Annotated in this window: 16 protein-coding genes; 2 read left to right on the top strand and 14 right to left on the bottom strand. The window is 63.3% G+C overall.

All coding sequences use genetic code 11. The features are described from left to right. Positions 1 to 8: 8 nt before the first annotated feature. The 13 genes from V6584_RS02445 to V6584_RS02385 form a co-directional block, all read right to left on the bottom strand. Positions 9 to 773, bottom strand: a complete 765-nt coding sequence (locus tag V6584_RS02445) for a pseudouridine synthase (protein ID WP_340469706.1) — start codon at positions 771 to 773, stop codon at positions 9 to 11. A 64-nt stretch (positions 774 to 837) separates the two neighbouring features. Then, positions 838 to 2,730: a glutamine--fructose-6-phosphate transaminase (isomerizing) gene (gene glmS, locus V6584_RS02440; protein WP_340468837.1), complete on the bottom strand. Its 1,893-nt coding sequence runs from the start codon at positions 2,728 to 2,730 to the stop codon at positions 838 to 840. Positions 2,731 to 2,932: 202 nt separating this feature from the next. Further along, positions 2,933 to 3,757 (bottom strand): amino acid ABC transporter ATP-binding protein, encoded by an 825-nt coding sequence (locus V6584_RS02435; RefSeq protein ID WP_340468836.1) that lies wholly within the window; start codon positions 3,755 to 3,757, stop codon positions 2,933 to 2,935. A 71-nt stretch (positions 3,758 to 3,828) separates the two neighbouring features. Beyond that, entirely contained in the window at positions 3,829 to 4,806 is a 978-nt protein-coding gene (locus V6584_RS02430; protein ID WP_340468835.1) for an amino acid ABC transporter permease, read from the bottom strand. Positions 4,807 to 4,812: 6 nt separating this feature from the next. Continuing rightward, positions 4,813 to 5,748 (bottom strand): ABC transporter substrate-binding protein, encoded by a 936-nt coding sequence (locus V6584_RS02425; RefSeq protein ID WP_340469704.1) that lies wholly within the window; start codon positions 5,746 to 5,748, stop codon positions 4,813 to 4,815. Between the two features lie 304 nt (positions 5,749 to 6,052). Further along, the gene (smpB, locus tag V6584_RS02420; RefSeq protein WP_340468834.1) at positions 6,053 to 6,529 is read right to left on the bottom strand and encodes an SsrA-binding protein SmpB; all 477 of its coding nucleotides are present in this window, start codon (positions 6,527 to 6,529) and stop codon (positions 6,053 to 6,055) included. Between the two features lie 135 nt (positions 6,530 to 6,664). Next, positions 6,665 to 8,098, bottom strand: coding sequence for a CHAP domain-containing protein (locus V6584_RS02415; RefSeq protein WP_422678583.1), 1,434 nt, complete (start codon positions 8,096 to 8,098; stop codon positions 6,665 to 6,667). A gap of 80 nt (positions 8,099 to 8,178) precedes the next feature. Further along, the gene (gene ftsX, locus V6584_RS02410; protein WP_340468833.1) at positions 8,179 to 9,102 is read right to left on the bottom strand and encodes a permease-like cell division protein FtsX; all 924 of its coding nucleotides are present in this window, start codon (positions 9,100 to 9,102) and stop codon (positions 8,179 to 8,181) included. After that, positions 9,099 to 10,667, bottom strand: coding sequence for a cell division ATP-binding protein FtsE (ftsE, locus tag V6584_RS02405; protein ID WP_340468832.1), 1,569 nt, complete (start codon positions 10,665 to 10,667; stop codon positions 9,099 to 9,101). Before ftsE ends, ftsX begins: the two co-directional genes overlap by 4 nt. 123 nt (positions 10,668 to 10,790) lie before the next feature. Continuing rightward, positions 10,791 to 11,930, bottom strand: coding sequence for a peptide chain release factor 2 (gene prfB, locus V6584_RS02400; protein ID WP_340469702.1), 1,140 nt, complete (start codon positions 11,928 to 11,930; stop codon positions 10,791 to 10,793). A gap of 231 nt (positions 11,931 to 12,161) precedes the next feature. Beyond that, positions 12,162 to 12,293, bottom strand: a complete 132-nt coding sequence (locus V6584_RS02395; RefSeq protein WP_340468831.1) for a hypothetical protein — start codon at positions 12,291 to 12,293, stop codon at positions 12,162 to 12,164. A gap of 337 nt (positions 12,294 to 12,630) precedes the next feature. Continuing rightward, the gene (gene map / locus V6584_RS02390; protein ID WP_340468830.1) at positions 12,631 to 13,410 is read right to left on the bottom strand and encodes a type I methionyl aminopeptidase; all 780 of its coding nucleotides are present in this window, start codon (positions 13,408 to 13,410) and stop codon (positions 12,631 to 12,633) included. 182 nt (positions 13,411 to 13,592) lie between these two features. Beyond that, a complete protein-coding gene (locus V6584_RS02385) occupies positions 13,593 to 14,306 on the bottom strand; it encodes an HdeD family acid-resistance protein (RefSeq protein ID WP_340468829.1) in 714 nt (237 codons plus the stop codon). Positions 14,307 to 14,605: 299 nt separating this feature from the next. On the opposite strand from V6584_RS02385, the gene V6584_RS02380 reads away from it, so the two are divergent. Further along, a complete protein-coding gene (locus V6584_RS02380) occupies positions 14,606 to 16,699 on the top strand; it encodes a M13 family metallopeptidase (protein WP_340468828.1) in 2,094 nt (697 codons plus the stop codon). An 89-nt stretch (positions 16,700 to 16,788) separates the two neighbouring features. Here V6584_RS02380 and V6584_RS02375 read toward each other — a convergent pair whose 3' ends face one another. Beyond that, positions 16,789 to 17,355 carry a single-stranded DNA-binding protein gene (locus tag V6584_RS02375; protein WP_340468827.1) on the bottom strand — a complete coding sequence of 189 codons (567 nt, stop codon included), beginning with the start codon at positions 17,353 to 17,355 and terminating at the stop codon, positions 16,789 to 16,791. Positions 17,356 to 17,674: 319 nt separating this feature from the next. On the opposite strand from V6584_RS02375, the gene V6584_RS02370 reads away from it, so the two are divergent. After that, the gene (locus tag V6584_RS02370) at positions 17,675 to 18,544 is read left to right on the top strand and encodes an exodeoxyribonuclease III (protein ID WP_340468826.1); all 870 of its coding nucleotides are present in this window, start codon (positions 17,675 to 17,677) and stop codon (positions 18,542 to 18,544) included. Positions 18,545 to 18,667 lie beyond the last annotated feature (123 nt).

Below are 18,667 nucleotides of genomic sequence, written 5' to 3'. Positions count from 1 at the left end.
GGCTGCCCTCAGCCCCCTTCCAGGGGTGTCCGGGATAGGAACCGCATCCTGTCGCCGGTATAGGGGTCCGTGAATTCCAGCAGCCTGGCCACCAGCTGAAGGGGGCTGCTGAAGTCGTCGTATGGACGGTCCTTCACCTGCGGGTAGAGGTCGTCGCCCAGGATGGGCAGTCCCAGGGAGTTCATGTGGACCCGCAACTGATGGGTCTTGCCGTTGCGGGGGATGAGGACATATCGACGCAGGCCAGGTCCTGGATTGACCCGGCCGTCCTCCCCCGGCAGGCAGATCAAGGTCTCGGCATTGACCTCGCCCGTCTCCTCATAGGCCTGGAGCACCCCCCTCCGTTTGACTATCCGGGACCGCCTGACCAGGGGGAAGGGGGCGGGCCGGTCCAGGCCGGTCACGGTCCCAGTACGCGGGCGGACCAGGGGGCGGGCCGGTGCCAGGCACTCATAGACCTTGTGCACGCGGCGTTCCTGGAAGAGGGTCTGGTAGGCCCTTCTGGCCGACGGGTCACGGACCAGGACCAGGATGCCGGCCGTGGCCCGGTCCAGCCGATGGGCGGGAACGATGCCCGGATCCCCGAAGGCCTGCCTCACCCGGATGAGGACCGTGCTCCGGTACCACATCCCCCTGGGTGTGGTGGCGAGGAAGTGGGGCTTGTCCACGACGATCAGCCGCTCGTCCTCGTATATCACCGGCAGGTCGAAGGGGATTTCCGGCTCGTCGAGGACCCACCGGTGCCGGCCGGCCGGACCTGTGCCACCTGACAGGCCGCCGGACGGGACGGGGAAGGGCCCGGCTGCCTCACCCGGCCGCCCGCCCACTGAGCCCGTCCTATTCAACGGTGACGGACTTGGCCAGGTTGCGCGGCTTGTCCACGTCAAGCCCCTTGAGCTCGGCCATGTCCAGGGCGAAGAGCTGGAGGGGGACCACATCCACAAGGGGACTGAGCAGGGTGGGGCACTGGGGACGCCAGAAGACGACGTCGGCATACCTGCCCACATCCGGATCGCCCTCCTCGGCCACGGCTATGGTGTAAGCCCCCCTGGCCTTGACCTCCTCGATTGCCGAAATCACCTTGTTGTGCAGGATGTCGCGGCCGCGGGAGCTGGGAACGATGATCACGACCGGCTCCCCGGGCTCCACCAGGGCGATCGGCCCGTGCTTGAGCTCTCCGGCGGCGAAACCCTCGGTGAAGGTGTAGGCGATTTCCTTGAGCTTGAGCGCACCCTCCAGGGCCACGGGGTAGCCCACATGCCTGCCCAGGAAGAGGAAGGACCTGGCCTCAAGCATCCTGGCCGCCGTCCTCCTGACCGTCTCGGACTGGGTGTCCAGGACCTGCTGGATCTTGGGCGGCATGGCCTTGAGGCTGTCGACCATCTGGTGGATCTCGTCGCGGTACATGGTCCCTTTCACCTGGGCCAGGTAGAGTCCCAGCAGGTAGGTGGCCACGATCTGGGCCACGAAGGCCTTGGTGGAAGCGACGGCGATTTCCGGACCGGCATGGGTGTATAGGACGGCATCCGACTCGCGGGGGATGGAGGACCCCCTGGTGTTGCAGATGGCCAGGACCCGTGACCCCTGCTCTCGGGCATGACGGAGGGCCATGAGGGTGTCCATGGTCTCCCCGGATTGAGAGATGGCCACCACCAGGGTCCTTGGCGTGAGAATGGGGTCCCGGTAGCGGAACTCGTGGGCAAGCTCCACCTCCACCGGTATGCGCACCCAGTGTTCGATGGCGTACTTGGCCACCAGGCCGGCGTAAGAGGCGGTCCCGCAGGCGATCACGATGATCTTGTCTATCTGCCTGAACACATCGGGGCTGATGTGGACCTCGTCCAGGTCCAGGTCGCCGTTCACGTCGTAACGCCCCCGGAGGGTGTCGGCCACGGCTGCGGGATCCTCGTGGATCTCCTTGTCCATGAAGGAGTCCCACCCTCCCTTCTCCGCCTGGGAAGCGTCCCAGTCAACGGTGAAGGTGTTCCTGGCCTGCACCTGGTTGCCGTGGAAGTCCGTGACCTCGACCCCTCCGGCACTGATGCAGACCACCTGGTCCTGCCCCAGCTCCATGGCCCTCTTGGTATGCGCCACGAAGGCGGCCACGTCCGACCCGAGGAAGTTCTCGCCATCCCCGAGCCCAACGACCAGGGGGGAATCGTGACGGGCACCCACCACGATGCCTGGCTGTCGGCAGTCCACTGCCAGTATCGTGAAGGCACCCTCCAACATGAGGGCCAGGCGCCGCACGGCCAGGAAGAGGTCGGGGGCGCCGTTCTCCCGGATCACCTGGTCGGCTATCTTCCCGAGGAGCTTGGCCGCCACTTCGGAATCCGTGGAGGAGTCGAAGACGTAGCCCTCCGCCTCCAGGTCGAACTTGAGGCGGGATGCGTTCTCGATGATGCCGTTGTGGATCAGGGCGATCCGCCCGTCCCCGCTCCTGTGAGGGTGGGCATTGACATCACTGGGCTCCCCGTTGGTCGCCCAGCGGGTATGGCCTATTCCGGCCGTGGCCTCGGGCATGGGCCTGGCGTCTATCTCCGCCATCAGGTTGTCCAGGCGGCCGGCCTTCTTGCGCACTGCCACCTGCTCCATTCCGGGTGCCACCAAGGCCACACCGGCAGAGTCGTACCCGCGGTATTCCAACCTTCCCAACCCCTGCAGGCAGACCTCCAGGGGCCTGTGGCAGACGGCAGAGAGCGATCCTGCATATCCTACGATTCCACACATGGTTTTCCAGTTTATGCGGCCCGCGGCCGCTTCCCGGAGCCTGTGGCCCTTCTTGCCCGAATGTCTACATACGACAGGCCCCTCCGCCCTGCCCGTCCCTGCCAGGGGACTGACAGGTCCCGGCTTGTTCGCTCTCGATCAGGCCCGTCGCAATCAAACCCATCTCTATCAGGCCCGTCACGCAATCAGAACCGGTCCTCCCCTACAGGACCGTGGCCAGGAATCCCTTGAAGCGGCCGGTGGCGGGGTTGTCGATGATTTCCGGTCCCCCCTGCTCCACCACGACGCCACCGTCCATGAAGACCACCTGTTCGGCCACCTCACGTGCAAATCCCATCTCGTGGGTGACCACGACCATGGTCATTCCCTCACCTGCCACCTGCCGCATGACACCCAGGACCTCGCCGACCAGCTCCGGGTCCAAGGCGCTGGTGGGTTCATCGAAGAGCATGATGTCAGGGTGCATGGCCAGGGCCCGGGCGATGGCCACCCTTTGCTGTTGGCCGCCCGACAGCTGGGAGGGGTAGTAGTCCACCCTGTCGGCCAGACCCACCCTGTCCAGCTGGGCCAGGGCCTCCTCACGGGCCTGGGCCTTTGGCACTGCGGCCACGTGGACCGGAGCCTCCATGACATTCTCGAGGGCCGTCATGTGGGGGAAGAGATTGAACCGCTGGAAGACCATGCCGATCTTTGACCGCTGGCGGGCTATGGCCTTCTCATCCAGGGTCTGCAGGACCCGTCCCCGCCTGGTCTGCACGTACTTGTAGCCGGTCAGCTCCCCATCCACGTAGATCTCACCGGCCGTCCTGGTCTCCAGCTGGTTGATCAGGCGCAGGAGTGTGGACTTGCCCGACCCGGAAGGTCCCAGAATGGCCGTCACAGTGCCGGGCATGACCTCCAGGTCGACCCCCTTGAGGACATGCAGGTCACCGAAGACCTTGTGGACCTGCCTGATGATGATGGCCGGCCCGTCCTCCCCACCGGCCTGACCGGCGGCTGAAAGGCCCTGTCCCTGTGCTTCGTCCATGCCAATTACTCCTTCGTGTGTCCCTGCGTCCCTGAGACCGGCCGCCAGGCCTTCACGGGACCCGGCCATCCTCATGCGTTCAGACCGGCCATCTTGACCCGGTTCAGCCTGTCGGCCTCATCATCGACAGGTGGGACATCGGCCTCCTGCCCATCCTGCCCGCTTCCGGATGCAACCGGTCGGCGGGAGTCGAACCCCTTGCCGAAGTGCCTCTCCAGCTGGGCCTGTATCACCATGAGAATGGAGGTGATGACCAGATACCAGATGCAGGCCACGATCAGGAGGGGGATCGTCTTGTAGATTCTGTTGGCGATGGCGTTGGTGGCGAACTGGAGCTCCATGGTGAAGGGGACCGCCAGGGCCAGGGATGTGGTTTTGAGCATGCCGATGGCCTCATTGCCGGTCGGGGGGACGATGATCCTCATTGCCTGGGGGAGGATGATCCGCCGCATGACCAGGGAGGGCCTCATCCCCAAGGCCTTGGCCGCCTCGGCCTGCCCGGGGTCGACGGCCTCGATGCCGGCCCTGACTATCTCGGACAGGTAGGCCGCCTCATTGAGGGCCAGGCCCAGCACGGTGGCCACCGTGGCGTTGAGGATGGATTTGGTGTCGAAAGACCAGAACTCAGGTCCGAAGGGGATTCCGATGGCCACCTTCGGTATGAGGACGGCCAGCAGGCCCCAGAAGACCAGCTGGGTGTAAACGGGGGTTCCCCGGAAGAACCAGATGAAGAACCAGCTAACCCCCCGCAGGACCGGGTTGCCGGATTTGCGCATGACAGCCAGGATGACCGCCAGGATGGTCGCCAGGACCATGGAATAGACGGTCAGGAGGAGGGTCCACTTGATTCCGTCCAGCACATGCTCGTTGAAGAGGTATTTCCATACGGTCGGCCAGTCGTAATTCGGGTTGGTCACCATACCATGGACCAGCATGGCGGCCAGGATGGCCACGATGACCCCCGCGACCAGGGAACCGGGCTTCCTGACCGGCCGGGCCTTGATCCTCCCCGGGATCTCCGTTTCCATCCCCCTGCTGCGCGTCCCCATGCCGGCTCAGTCCTCCACTTCCGGGTTGATCTCCGCCTTGTCGACGGCCCCGCTTTCGACACCCCAGTGCTTCATGATCTTCATGTAGGTGCCATCGTCGATCAGCTTCTGCAGGGCCTGGCGCGTGGCCTCGGTCATCGCCGTATCCCCCTTCTTCAGGGCCGCCCCCTGCAGGACCATGTCGGTGACCTCGCCCAGCTGTTCCAACTTGCCCTCGCTCTGCTTGATGGCATAGCCGGTCACCTGGGAGTCCGCGTAGAAGATGTCGATCTTCCCTGTGATGACGGCGGTCGCGGCATCGGACTGCAGCTTGTAGGACTGGACCTCCAGGGCCTTGCCCCCCTTGGCCTTGCAGGCCGCAGCCATCTTGTCGGCCTCCTGCTCCTCGATGGTCCCCGTCTGTGCGCCTATCTTGGTCCCGCACAGGTCGTCGGTCTTGAACTTGCCGGCGTTGCCCTTTTTGACGGCATAGGCCGTGCCGGCCTTGAAGGTGGTGACGAAGTCCACGCTCTTCTCGCGGTCCTTGGTGATGGTGAAGCTGGAAAGGCCGATGTCGTACTTGGACCCGATGGCGGGGATGATGGCGTCGAAGGCGGCGCTTACCGGTTCGGCCTCAAGCCCCATCACCTTGGCGATGGCGCGGGAGAGGTCCACATCGAACCCGATCGGGGTCTTGCCGTCCTCATCCATGAACTCGCCGGGCGCATAGGTGGTCTCCATCCCCACGCTCAGCTTGCCGTCGGACGAAACGGACGAAGGGACCTTGGCCGCGATGGCGTCGTCCTTCTTGATTCCGTCCACATTGAAGGGGGCGGGGTGTGAACTTGCCGCCTGTCCCCCCTTGCCGGCCGACTGCGGCTCATCGCTCGTCCCGCAGCCCCCTGCCGTGGCCATGAGTGCCAGGCTCAGGGCCGCAGCCGCCAGGGTCTTGATCTTCCCCATCTTCGTCATATCCCGCTCCTCTTCCGCAAGTGGTCGCTACGTCCCGGGGCCGGCTTAAAACCACCGGCAAATCCGTATACACCATTATGCACCCTTTTGCATGTTTATGCACAACAGGCGGGGGGTTTCCTTCCTGCAATGCTGGTATAAATGACGAGAAACTCTTACTCCGGGTTGTCAAATGTCTCTTCTGGACACATCTGGATATTCATGCACATCGGCGTGTCTTGATTCTTTTCTTTGGCTGACGGGCCGATTGAAATCCGCCGACATCGACCTTGACGCCGGCATGCAGACGGGCGGTTCAGCGGTGCATGTTCTTGTAACGCATGGCCCTCAGCGCCTCGCGCTTGTCCTGCTCCTCGCGGAGGGACTGCCGCTTGTCGTACTCCCGCTTCCCCCTGGCCAGGGCGATCTCCACCTTGACCCTGCCGTCCTTGAAATAGATGCTCAGGGGGACGATGGTGTAGCCCTTGGCCTGTATCTGCCGTTCCAACCTGTCGATCTGGCGGGCATGAAGGAGGAGCTTGCGCTTGCGTTTGGGGGCATGGTTGTTCCAGGTACCGTTCAGGTACTCCGGTATGTTGGCGTTCTCCAACCAGACCTCATGGTTGCGGTCGATGCTGACGAAGGCCTCCACCAGGGAGGCCCTGCCCTCCCGCAGGGACTTGACCTCGGTGCCGGTCAGGGCGATGCCGGCCTCATACCTGTCCTCGATTTCATAATCATGGCGGGCCCTGCGGTTCTGGGCCACCAACTGGGTCCCCACTTCCTTGGCCACGTCACATCCTCCTGATTCACAGATACAAGTTCCCTTGCAGCAATCCCCTGCCCCGGTCCGGTTCCTGCCGTGCCCATCGAGGATAGCACAGGAGGGACCACAGAGGTTGGGTCACGTCCTCCTGCAGCTCACCTGTCAGTAATGCACATACTGATAGGCCCCTGCGTTGTAGACCGTTTCCCAGGCCGGGAAGGTGGCGAAGCCCGTCCCCCCCTCGGAGATCAGGACGGACCCGTCCGAGTTGACCCTTTCCACTACGGCGACATGCCCGTATGCGGGACTGGCGTTCCAAGAGCCGACCCGCTGCCCGCGGGCGAAGACCATGACGGCCCCCACATGTGGGGTGTTGTTGACCAGATAGCCGAGGCTGCGCGCCGTACCTGCCCAGTCAGCCCCATTGCCCATATAGGAACCGACAGGCAGGCTCAGCTGCGAACGTCGTATGTAGGCCCAGAGTGTGCACTGCCTGGCGGGGTAAGCCGATCCGCCGACCGAATTGCCGGTGGGGTGCCCATAGCAGTATCCCGACCCTTCCGGGCAGTTGCCGGGAACCCCATAGTTCATGCCGGAGACCCCGTTTCCGCCGTTCGGAGGAGGAACAGGGCCCGACCCCCCGTTGCCCCCGCCCGAGGTCGGCGGCGGGGTCGGGGTCCCTATCTGCTGACGGTCGCCGGTCACGGGGTTGGCGTGGGCGGCCTGCTGGACCTTCTGCTCCTGGGCGAGGGCATCGATCTGGGATTCCATGATGATGATCTCGGCGGCCTCCCTGGCTGTCTGAGAGGTCAGGGAGTTCTTCTGCCTTTCGAGTTTCGCGCGCTGGGCCGTGCCCTTGTCGCGCAGGTCTTCCAGGTTCTTCTGCTTCCCCTGGGCCTGCTTGGCGGCGGAGAGCGCCGTGGCGGCATCCTGGTCCGCCTGGGTCTTGAGCCTGTCGATCTGGTCCTCTATGGCGGCCAGTCGCTCCTTGCGGTTCATGGATGAATTCAGGTCACCCGCCGCGTCGTTCGCGGCGTTGGCCTCGCTGCGGCTGACCGCGGCATCGGCCTGCATCTTGTCCACGAAATCCTTGGTGCTGGTGGACTTGGTCACCACCTCCATGACCATTGAGGCATCTGACCCGTGGAAGCCCTTACGTGCCATCTCAGCCACACCGGCTTTGGCGTCGTCATAGTCCTCACCGGACTGTTTGATTTTTTCCTCCAGCTCGGCCTTGTCCTTCCGGGCGGCCTCGAGCCGGTCCGCCGTGGACTGGGCAACACTGCTGGCCTGCTCAGCGCTCTGCTGCGCTTCCTGATAGGATTTCTGGGCCGCGGGGATCTGATTGTCGTTCAGGTCGTTCAGGGCCAGTATCTGGTCGGCCAGGTCGCTGTTGACCCCAGCCAGCTGTTGCTTGAGCCTCTCGTTGTTCTGCATTTTCCGCCGTACATCGCTCATCGAGGGTACGGCTTCGGCCCTCGGCACGCCGACGGCACCGACCAGTGAGATGGATGTGAGGGTCATCACGGCCAGCATGGCGCCGAGTAGGGTGCTCGCCAACTGCCTATGCTTCATGATCGCCAACTTTCGTCTCATTTTTTCCATTGTAATCGTGCGCAGGGCCCGGGGGCAATCCTCCCGCCGTCTCCACTCCCCCGGCGTCATCTGCCGGACCCTCACGCCTTGAGATAACGGCTGAGGGATATGGAGGAGGCGCAGGCCGACAGGAGCATGGCTCCGACGATCAGGGCCGGTGCAAGAAGGAGGACGGAGAACTGGTTGACATAGGGCATCCACTGCACGGACTTGGCCAGCCAGTCGGTGATGAAGAGTTTGACCATGGCGCTCAGGGCACCTACGGCCAGGAGCGATCCCAGGAAGGAGGCCACCATCCCCTCCAGTATGAAGGGGAGTCTGATCGTCCAATTCGACGCGCCGACCAGACGCATGATTTCGGTCTCGTTCTTGCGGGAGGCCGCACTCATCCTGATGGTGGTCCCCGTCAGGAGGATGGCCACGAGGACCATGACGGCGGCCAGGACGATGGTGACTGCGGTGGCCCGGTTCAGTATGGCGAAGACAGGGTCGAATATCTGGCGCTGGTCGGACACCTCCTCCACCCCTTCGCGTCCGCCCAGGACTTCCGAGACCACCTGGTACTTGGTCGGGTCTTTGAGCTTGAGCCGGAGGGAGTCCTGCATGTCGGCCGCGGTCAGGGTGCGACCGTTGTAAACCCCGTCCGGGTACTGCTTGAGGAAGGTGTTCTTGTAGAAGTCATCCCTGCTCTCATAGCTGATGTTGGCCACCGAGTCGTGCAGCTCCTCCTGGATGGTCGACTCAAGCTTGACTATCTCATCCTTGGTGGGGGCCTTGCCAGATGAGCAGTTGGCCGCCTGGCTGGTCCCGTCCGGACAGAGCCAGACGACGACCTCCACCTGGCTGTACCAATCACCCTTGGCCTTGACGATCTGCATCTGCATCAGGCCGGAGACGCCGATGAAGAGGAAGGAGATGAAGGTGACCAGCATGACCGACAGAATCATGGACCCGTTCCGCCTGAGGTTGTCCCAGGTGCTGGAAAGTATGAATCTGAACCTCATCGCCCGTTCCCCCCTCTGTCGGTGTCATTCCCGGTCCGCCCCTTCCGGCCGGACCGAGGAGGGGCCGGTGGTTCCGGAGGCGGAGGAACCGGCCCCGGGGCCACCGGGGCCGATTTGAATCTTGCGGACCCCTGTGATGCAGAACCCTGTGATGCAGGTTGTCCGACCTGCGGGTGACCAGCCGAAGACCTTGGGGAAGCGAACTGCCCGGTCGCGGACCCGCCTGACGTATGTCCGCCGGGCACGCTTGTCTGCGGAAGGGGTCGCCCTGCGGCCTGCCCGCCCGCAGCAGCCCCGTCATGGGAGGAGACGGGCCCGCCGGGCTGCGGATTGCCGTCGGCTTTTTCTGCCTGCTCCCCGGTCCGGGTCGGCCCCCCTCCGCCAATCTCCTCCTTGGCGGGCTCTCCCTTGGTGGGCACCGTCCCGGCCTGGTCCTCCCCGTCGGAGGCCTCCGCCGTCGTATTCCGATCCGTCTCCTCCTGCGACAAGGCCTTGATCCCCTTGCCCCATGTCAACGTCGTCTCCACCGGCGTGAAGACCTCCCCATACCGCCCGGTCCTTCCGGAGTGGACCGAACTGGCCAGACGGGCTATGCCGTCATCCCCGTACTGCGAATCACTGACCGCCTGGGAGACGGCCTCGACGGCCTGGATGACCTGGTTGGATCCGCCGCCGGGCGCAACTGTCTCTGCTTTGTCCTTTTCCGCTGAAGCGGGGGAGGCGGCATCCGCCTGCGGCCGGAACCTGGACTGGTCGACGGCAGGGATGCCGGTGTCCACACCCGCCTGCGCCGCATGGTCCAGGGCATCGCCGTCGGCGGGGTTGCTGATGGCCCGGTGCGACTTGGCGGCCACGTCGGCATCCGGGAAGTACCTGGAGGAATCGTAGGAGCCATGGGCCTCGTCACGCACGATCTTGCCGGTGTGAAGCTCCACCACCCGCTTGCGCATGGAATTGACTATCTCCTCGTTGTGGGTGGCCATGACGATGGTGGTCCCGGTATGGCTGATCGCGTCAAGCACCTCCATGATCCCCAGGGAGGTGGTCGGATCCAGGTTGCCCGTCGGCTCGTCCGCCAGGAGGATCTGGGGATGGTTCACATAGGCCCGGGCCAGGGCCACACGTTGGGCCTCGCCGCCGGAGAGCTCATGGGGGTAATTGTTCTCCTTGCCCGTCAGCCCCACGGTCTTGAGGACCTGGGGCACCAGGGTCTTGATGGTCGAATGCCTGGCCCCTATGACTTCAAGGGTGAAGGCGACGTTCTGCCAGACCGTTTTGTTGGTCAAGAGCTTGTAATCCTGGAACACGAAGCCGATCGACCGTCGATAGCCGGGAATCTGCCTGTTACGCAGACGACGCAGGTCATTGCCGGCCACGCGGATCTCCCCTTCAGTGGCCTCCTCTTCACGCAGGAGGAGACGCAGGAGGGTGGTCTTGCCCGATCCTGAGGCACCGACCAGGAAGACGAAATCACCGCGTTCGATGTTCAGGTTGATCCCATCCAGGGCGGGACGGGACCCTTTCGGGTAGATTTTGGTCACGTCCTTGAGTGTTATCAGAGCCATGATCATTCCCCTTTCCCGGCCCCCAACTGCTCGGGAGACCTTCACGTATGACCCTAGTCATGCCGACGGCGACGCGCCCGCATTAAGCCAGGTCACCGGCTGACAGACCGGGCCGGCCCGGAATCATTCTCCGGCCTCGGCTTCGGCGGCGCGGGCCTCACGCCGTTGCTGGTGACGCCAGCGGATGCCGGCATCGATGAAGGCGTCGATATCGCCGTCGAAGACCCCCTGGGTATCCGAGGTCTCGTACCCTGTGCGCAGGTCCTTGACCATCTGATAGGGGTGGAGGACATAGGAACGCATCTGATCCCCCCAGCTGGCCTTGATGTCGCCGGCCAGTTCCTTCTTCTTCTTGGCCTCCTCCTCATGGCGCATGACCAGGAGGCGGGACTGAAGGACCGCCATGGCCGCGGCCCGGTTCTGTATCTGGCTGCGTTCGTCCTGCATGGTCACCACGATGTTGGTCGGCAGGTGGGTGACGCGGACGGCCGAGTAGGTCGTGTTCACACCCTGCCCGCCGGGGCCCGAGGAGCAGTAGGTGTCCACGCGGATGTCCGAATCGGGTATGTCTATGTGGTCGGTGGGTTCGACCAGGGGGATGACTTCGACGGCCGCGAAGGAGGTCTGCCGACGGCCCTGGTTGTCGAAGGGGGATATACGCACCAGGCGGTGGGTGCCGCCCTCCACGGAGAGCCGTCCATAGGCATATTCGGCATCCACCTGGAAGGTGGCCGACTTGATCCCCGCCTCTTCCGCGTAAGAGGTGTCCATCACCTTGGTCTTGTATCCGTGACGCTCGGCCCACCGCATATACATGCGCATGAGCATCTGCGCCCAGTCGGCGGCATCGACTCCGCCCGCACCGGAACGTATGGTCACGACCGCAGCCCGCTCGTCGTACTCGCCGTCGAGGAGGGTCTGGATCTCCATGTCGGCCAGGTCCTGATTGAGGGCTTCGACCTCCCGTTCGGCCTCGACCATCGTGTCATGGTCGTCCTCTTCCCTCCCCAGATCCTCCAGGGCCTCGACATCGTCCAGGCGGGAGGAAGCCGCCTCCAGCTTCTTCAGTTGGGATTGAAGTACCGACAGCCTGCTGGTCACCTTCTGCGCGTTCTCCTGATCGTTCCAGAGGTCGGGGGCGCTGGCCTCCCGTTCCAGGTCGGCTATCCTCGTCTTCATGCCCTCCGGATCCAGGGCCTTCGCGATCATCTCATACTTGGACCTGGCCTGGTCCAGCTTCTGTGAAAAATCCAAATCCGCCATCATCATCACCGTGCTTCAATCATTCATTCGCGGTCTTCCCCGGCCCGTCCAAGGTCTGACGACCATCGGCCGGAACAACATCCGCATTCTCAACCTCTCCCCGCCTGCCCACTGCCACTCGGCAGGGCGCAGCCCTTCGGCCGGAGCCTGCAAGCCCCCCACGTCCATGCCCCGTTCACCGCTGGGACAAGGACCGGTCAGGCGGTTGCAGACACCGGCCGGCCCGCATGGTCAAAGACCGCTGAAGACGGCCGGGATGACCAGGGCAGCCAGGAAGGCCACGGCGATGACCACGCATACGGTCCGCGCCGTGATCCGGCGCCTGCGCTCCTTGCGCTCGCATTCATCGCTGTAGTTGCTCATAACCATGAATCCTACCCGACGCTCACCCCAATCCCTATCGGCCGTGAACGCTCAGACCTGCCGCACCGGGGGACGGGACTGCGCAAACGACGAATACGGCGAATCGCAGAGGGTGCAAGGGAGCATGACAGGAACCGAATGCGCGGGTTGCCGGACAATGGGATGCAGACGGCATTGGAAGAAGCGGGCGTATATCGACAAGCCCTTGTGCATCCATCCCGGCTTCCGCATCGATGTCAATGCCTGTGCCTGAATCGATGACCATCCCACAGAGGGCACACATGAAAGGAGGCCGGCCCCGAATTGGACCAGCCCCCTACAAGAAAACCGACACGGTTCACTCGTCCCGTGTGGTCAGGATGATCGGATCCCCCTCCGTGATGGCTATGGTGTGCTCACTGTGGGCCCCTCGGGAACCGTCCTGCGAGCGCAGTGTCCAACCGTCCTTGGGATCCTGATAGATTTCGTCGGTCGTGGCCATGAACCAGGGCTCGATGGCGATGACCAGGCCGGGCCTGAGCTTGTAGCCATGATGGGGGGTGCCGTCATTGGGCACATGGGGGTCCCCGTGCATGATCCTGCCGACGCCGTGGCCGCCGAATTCAAGATTGACGCTGTAGCCGTTCTCGTGGGCCACCTGGCCGATGGCGGCAGAGATGTCACCCAGACGGTTGCCGGACCGTGCCTGGGCGATTCCGGCGGCCAGGGCATCCTCTGTGGCCTTGATCAGGCGCAGATCTTCGGGGTCGGCATGGTCGCCGACGACGAAGCTGATGGCGGAATCACCGACCCACCCGTCCACATTGATGGCCAGGTCCAAGGAGAGCAGGTCCCCCTCCTTGAGGTCGTAATCGTAGGGAACGCCGTGCAGGACGGCGTCGTTGACCGACAGGCAGATGTAATGGGCGAAGGGACCGGTGCCGAAGTCCGGGGCGTAATCGACATAGCAGGAGGTGGCCCCCTTGCGCGATTCGATCCGCTCCTTCACATAATTGTCAAGGTCCAACAGGTTGACCCCGGGCTTGCTCATGGCCTTCAACTGCTTGAGGATGCTGCCGACGAAACGGCCGGCCGGTTTCATTTCCTCTATCTCCTGCTTGGTTTTCAGCTCGATCACTGTCTCAGCATCCTTTCATTCGGCCCTTGCACGACCCCGCATGCATGGTCAGGGCCACACCGGCAGACCTTCCCGCCGCGGGGACGATCCTTCCAGATAACAGCCTCTCGTGGACACGGGTCCCTCCCGTGGCCGGCCAGGCGGTCGGGCAGGACGGGAGGGACCTTATGCACATCGCCCCGTCACCGCCCCTTGCCGAAGGTGAAGGAACGGATGATGGCGACGATTCCGAGGATGAGAAGGGCGCAACCGCTGAAGATCACCAGGAAGAGCATGGATCCCAGGGGGTTGAACATGACAAGGATCCCGGCCAGGATGGAGATGACCCCGCTGAAGATGGCCCAGCCGGAGTGCGGCAGCCCCCAGGATTCCACCAGGGACATGACCCCCTCCATGATCCAGGAGACGCCGACGATGACAGTGACCAGGATGGTCAGGGCCGAGGCCGAAAGGGCCGTGTTCCTGACGATGACGATGCCGCCGATGGCGATGAGGAGTCCGAAGAGGATACCCAGGGCCCTCCAGCCGCCGGGCATGCCCTGGGAGACGATGGAACTGACCAGGCGGACGGCGCCGGAGATGATGAAGTAGATGCCCAGGATGACCGTCAGCAGAATCAAGGTCTTGCCCGGCACCAGGAGGAGGGCCAGGCCCAGGATGGCCTCGATGACCCCCATGACGGCAAGGACGATCCTTATGGTGTTGCGGGTGCGCAGACTCAGGTTCTCGACCACCAGCCTGAATGGGTCCAGTGGGGGTACAGGACCCCCGTTCTGGCCGCCATACCCATACCCGTAGCCGTAGCCGTTCGAATTGCCGTTTCCCTGTGCGCCGTTGTATCCGTTTCCCTGGCCCCGGTAGTCTCCGCCACCCTGGCCCTGCGTTGGATCGGACATGTTTCCCCTTTCGTCTGATGCTGACCTTCCTGACCATTTTAAGCAGGGATTGGCTCTGGCATGGCATCATGCACGGAAGGCGGAAGGGGAAACCGAACAGGTCTCCTCACACCGGCCGGGATCGGGGAGGGTCCCGGGAGGTCGCAAGGAGCGACAAGGAACCACAAGGAACCATGAAAAACCACGGACCGATACCGCGAGAGGGGAATCCCCGCGGATGCCGCCTATACCGGCCGGATAATCACTGGGCGGACGGTCCGGCTTGTCTCCCGGTATGGCTTGGCATATTGTTGAAAAGTATGGAACAAACAGCCAATACATCATCCGAGTCCGGTTTGGACATCGCATCCTTTTCCTCTGTGATCAGGCCCCAGGACAACCTCTTCCGTTTTGTGAACGGCCCCTGGCTCGACACATACACCCTGCCTGAAGACCGTCCGAGGAGCGGCTCCTTCGACAAGCTGATGGAGAATGCCGAAAGCCAGGTCAGGGACATCCTCGAGGAGGAGGGCAATCCCGCCCGCAAGTCCACTGTCATCTACCGCAGCTTTCTCGATACCGAAGCCATAGAAAAGGCCGGTCTCGATCCCATCCGCCAAGACCTCTCCGACATCGACGCGGTCGACGACAAGGCAGGACTGACCCGGATACTGGGGTCGATGGAACCCACCGGAGGCCCCGACCTCTTCGCGTTCGAAATCTACGGCGACGAGGGAGACCCGAAGAACGACATCATCCACATCGGCCAGGGCGGCCTGGGCCTGCCGGATGAGGCCTACTACCGTGAACCACGGTATGAGCAGATCCGTCAGTCTTACCTTTCCATGGTCTCCCGCCTGCTGAACCTGGCAGGCTATGCGGACAACCGTGAGGACGCCGACGCCCAGGCCCTCCGACTTTTGGACACCGAGACCAGGATCGCCGCCTTCCACTGGGACAACGTGGCCACCCGTGACGCCGACAAGACCTACAACCCGACCGATCTGGACCAGCTGTCCGGCACCTTGTCACACTTCGACTTCGGTTCCTGGCTCGACTCCATGCAGGAGGCCTTCGATCGCTCACCCGCCCAGACGGAGAACCGCATCGACATCCGTCGCGCCTTCGCCCACGTGATCGTGGGCGAGCCCTCCTTCTTCACCGGGTTGGATGCCTTCTGGCAGAGCGCCGACCTTGACGACCTGAAGCTGTGGGCACGGGTCCACCTCCTGATCAACTGGTCCACCTATCTGCCCGCCGACTTCGAACAGGCCAGGTTCGACTTCTATGGCAGGACCCTGACCGGGACCACCAAGATGAGGGACCGGTGGAAGAGGGCCGTCAGCCTGGTCAACGGGGTCAGCGGGGAAGAAATCGGCCGTGAATATGTCAAGCGTCACTTCCCCGAGTCCAGCAAGGCCAAGGTCGAAGCCCTGGTCTCCAACCTGATCGCCGCATACAGGGCCTCAATCACCTCCAGCGACTGGCTGGGCGAGGACACCAAGAAGAAGGCCCTTGACAAGCTGGCGAAGTTCAAGCCCATGGTCGGTTATACCAACAAGTGGCGCGACTACGGCACCCTCTACATATCGGGCGACAAGGGTCTGGTGGAGAACATGCGCGAAGCCAACATGTTCGAAAGCCGGTTCTCCATGGCCAAGGCCGGCAACCCCGTGGACAGGGAAGAATGGTTGATGAACCCCCAGACGGTCAACGCCTACTACGAACCGACACTGAACGTGATCGTCTTCCCGGCGGCCATACTCCAACCCCCCTTCTTCGACCCAGAAGCGGACGATGCAGTCAACTACGGCGGCATAGGCGCCGTGATCGGACATGAAATCGGTCACGGGTTTGACGACCAGGGAAGCAAGTTCGACGGCGACGGCCGGTTGACCGATTGGTGGACCGAACAGGACCGGACCAACTTCGAGGCCAGGACGACAGCCCTGATCAGCCAATATAACCGGTTCGTGCCCCAACAGCTGTCGGAGAAGTACGCGGATGACCCGTCCAAGGCCCCCCATGTCAACGGAGCTTTGACCATCGGAGAGAACATCGGCGATTTGGGCGGAGTCGACATCTCGCTCAAGGCATATGCCTTCGCCATGCAGGAGGCTGCCGGCCAGGATATCGACCCCACACCGGACGGGATCGGCAGAGCCCTGAATCAGGCCCCCCGCATCGATGGGTACACGGGCCTGCAGAGGTTCTTCCTCTCCTACGCCTCAATATGGAGGGAAAAGGTGCGTGATGAGCTTGCCGAACAGCTCCTCCAGATCGACCCCCACTCGCCCGCGGAGTTCCGCACCAATGGGATCGTCCGCAATTCCGACCGCTTCTACGAGGCCTTTGACGTGAAGCCCGAAGACGACATGTGGATGGAGCCCGAGGACAGGGTCCACATCTGGTGAGGCGGAGTCCACTTCCGACCAGGGAAGTACAGGCCGCACCCTTATGGTGATCGGCTGGGGAAGGGCGGATCCACCCGCTCCCCCAGCCCTCAGAACGCATCCGCCATCATCGCGGATGCGTTCTCCTTTCCCGGGCCATCTCTGACCTGACCACTTGCGGCAGCCCCGGCGTCCCCTTCAACAGGGAGGAGGGGGCCGCCCTGACACGGGCTGAGGGCGTCCCGGTCACCTTCCGCATCCGGTCCCGGCCCGCCGACGACGGCCGGATGCAGGTCTGACCTATCGCCGGTCCTCCTGATCCTGCTGAAGACATCAACCCCCTGGTTCAGGTCATGTCCAACGCCGTCGGCCTGCAGTGTCAGGGCGGAGTGCTCCTCCCCGTCCTTGATCCAAGTCTCCGTGATCAGCTGGCCGGTGACAAGGACCGGGTCACCTTTATGTACGGAGCGCAGGACGTGTTCAGCCAGCGCCCGGAAGGCCTTGACCGTCACCCAGGTGGTGTGCCTGTTCTTCCATGCCTGCTTGGAGGGATCATAATAGGCCGGGGTGGAACCCAGACGGAAACTGCAGATCGGGGTGTTACCCGACAGGCCGATCGGAACGGGGTCCTTGCCGGCATATCCGAACATGGTCACGCGTGTTTCATTGACAGCCATGATGTCTCCTTTCGTCATATTCCGCATATCCATCAAACGGAACAGCCCTTTCAGAAAAACCGCCCGGCAGGATCCGGCTTCTGCGGGAGACCGGTGAGCGGGGGAAGTCGACGGCCCCACCGCCATCCGCCTTTCCTGCCGGGCGGTAGGTCCATCTTCCTTCTGTCAGACAGCAAAAGCTCGATCCTGCCGGCATGTGGTCGAATGCAGGGAAGGACACGAAGATGTGGATAGGCCAGGCCCATATCGCCTGCCATATCGGAATGCGCGGTTAGACTGGCGGGAGCATACAGATGGTCGTCGATAAGGATGGTCGGGCATGGTCCGCACATTGGTCAGTTGGAACATCGATTCGCTCAACGCCGCCCTCCTGGGCGGCAGCGCCCGCGGGGCCCAGTCCAGGGAGGTCATCCGCACCATAGCCGGCATCGATCCGGACATCTTCGCCATTCAGGAGACCAAACTCTCCGATGACGACAAGAAGAACGCCAAGATCCTCGAGGCCCTCGCCTCCTTCTTCCCGGACCACCAGCAGGTCAACCGGGTCTCCGAGCCCCCGGCCCACCGTGGATACGCCGGTACGATGATCCTCTACCGCAGGAGCCTACCTGCCCCAAAGGTCACCTACCCCGACCTGGGGGCGCCCGACACCATGGACGAGGAGGGCCGCCTGATCACCCTAGAATTCCCCGACTGCTACGTCACCACCGTCTACACCCCCAACTCCGGTGACGGCCTGAACCGGTTGGAAGCGCGCGGCCAGTGGGACGACAGGTACAGGGATTACCTCAAGGGGTTGGATGCCTGCAAGCCCGTCCTGGCCTGCGGTGACTACAACGTGGCCCACGAGGAGATAGACATAGCCAACCCCCAGAGCAACCACCACTCGGCCGGCTTCACCGACCAGGAGCGAGAGAAGTTCACCCTCCTCCTCCAGGCCGGGTTCACGGACACCTTCCGCCACCTCCACGGGGATGCGGCCGGATTCTACGAGGGCCCACAGGGGCGCAAGAGCATCTACACCTGGTTCGCCCAGCGGGCCCCCACCAGCAAGGCCAACAACTCGGGCTGGAGGATCGACTACTGGCTGGCCTCGAACCGTCTGGCGGAAAAGGTCACGGAATCAGTCACCATCGACACCGGCGCCCGCCGCGACCATCTCCCCATCCTCCTGCGACTCCGGGACTGATTGGGCTCCGGAGGGGACACGACCGGATCCCCGGAACCGCTCTCACACCATGTTTCATTTACCGGCGACAAGCCGGTAAGCCGGTAAGCCGGTAAGCCGGTAAGCCGGTAAGCCGGTAAGCCG

The organism is Bifidobacterium favimelis (assembly GCF_037963085.1).
Taxonomy (GTDB): domain Bacteria; phylum Actinomycetota; class Actinomycetes; order Actinomycetales; family Bifidobacteriaceae; genus Bombiscardovia; species Bombiscardovia favimelis.
The sequence above is the reverse complement of the archived record's forward strand: the minus strand, read 5'-3'. Positions and strand labels throughout refer to the sequence as shown.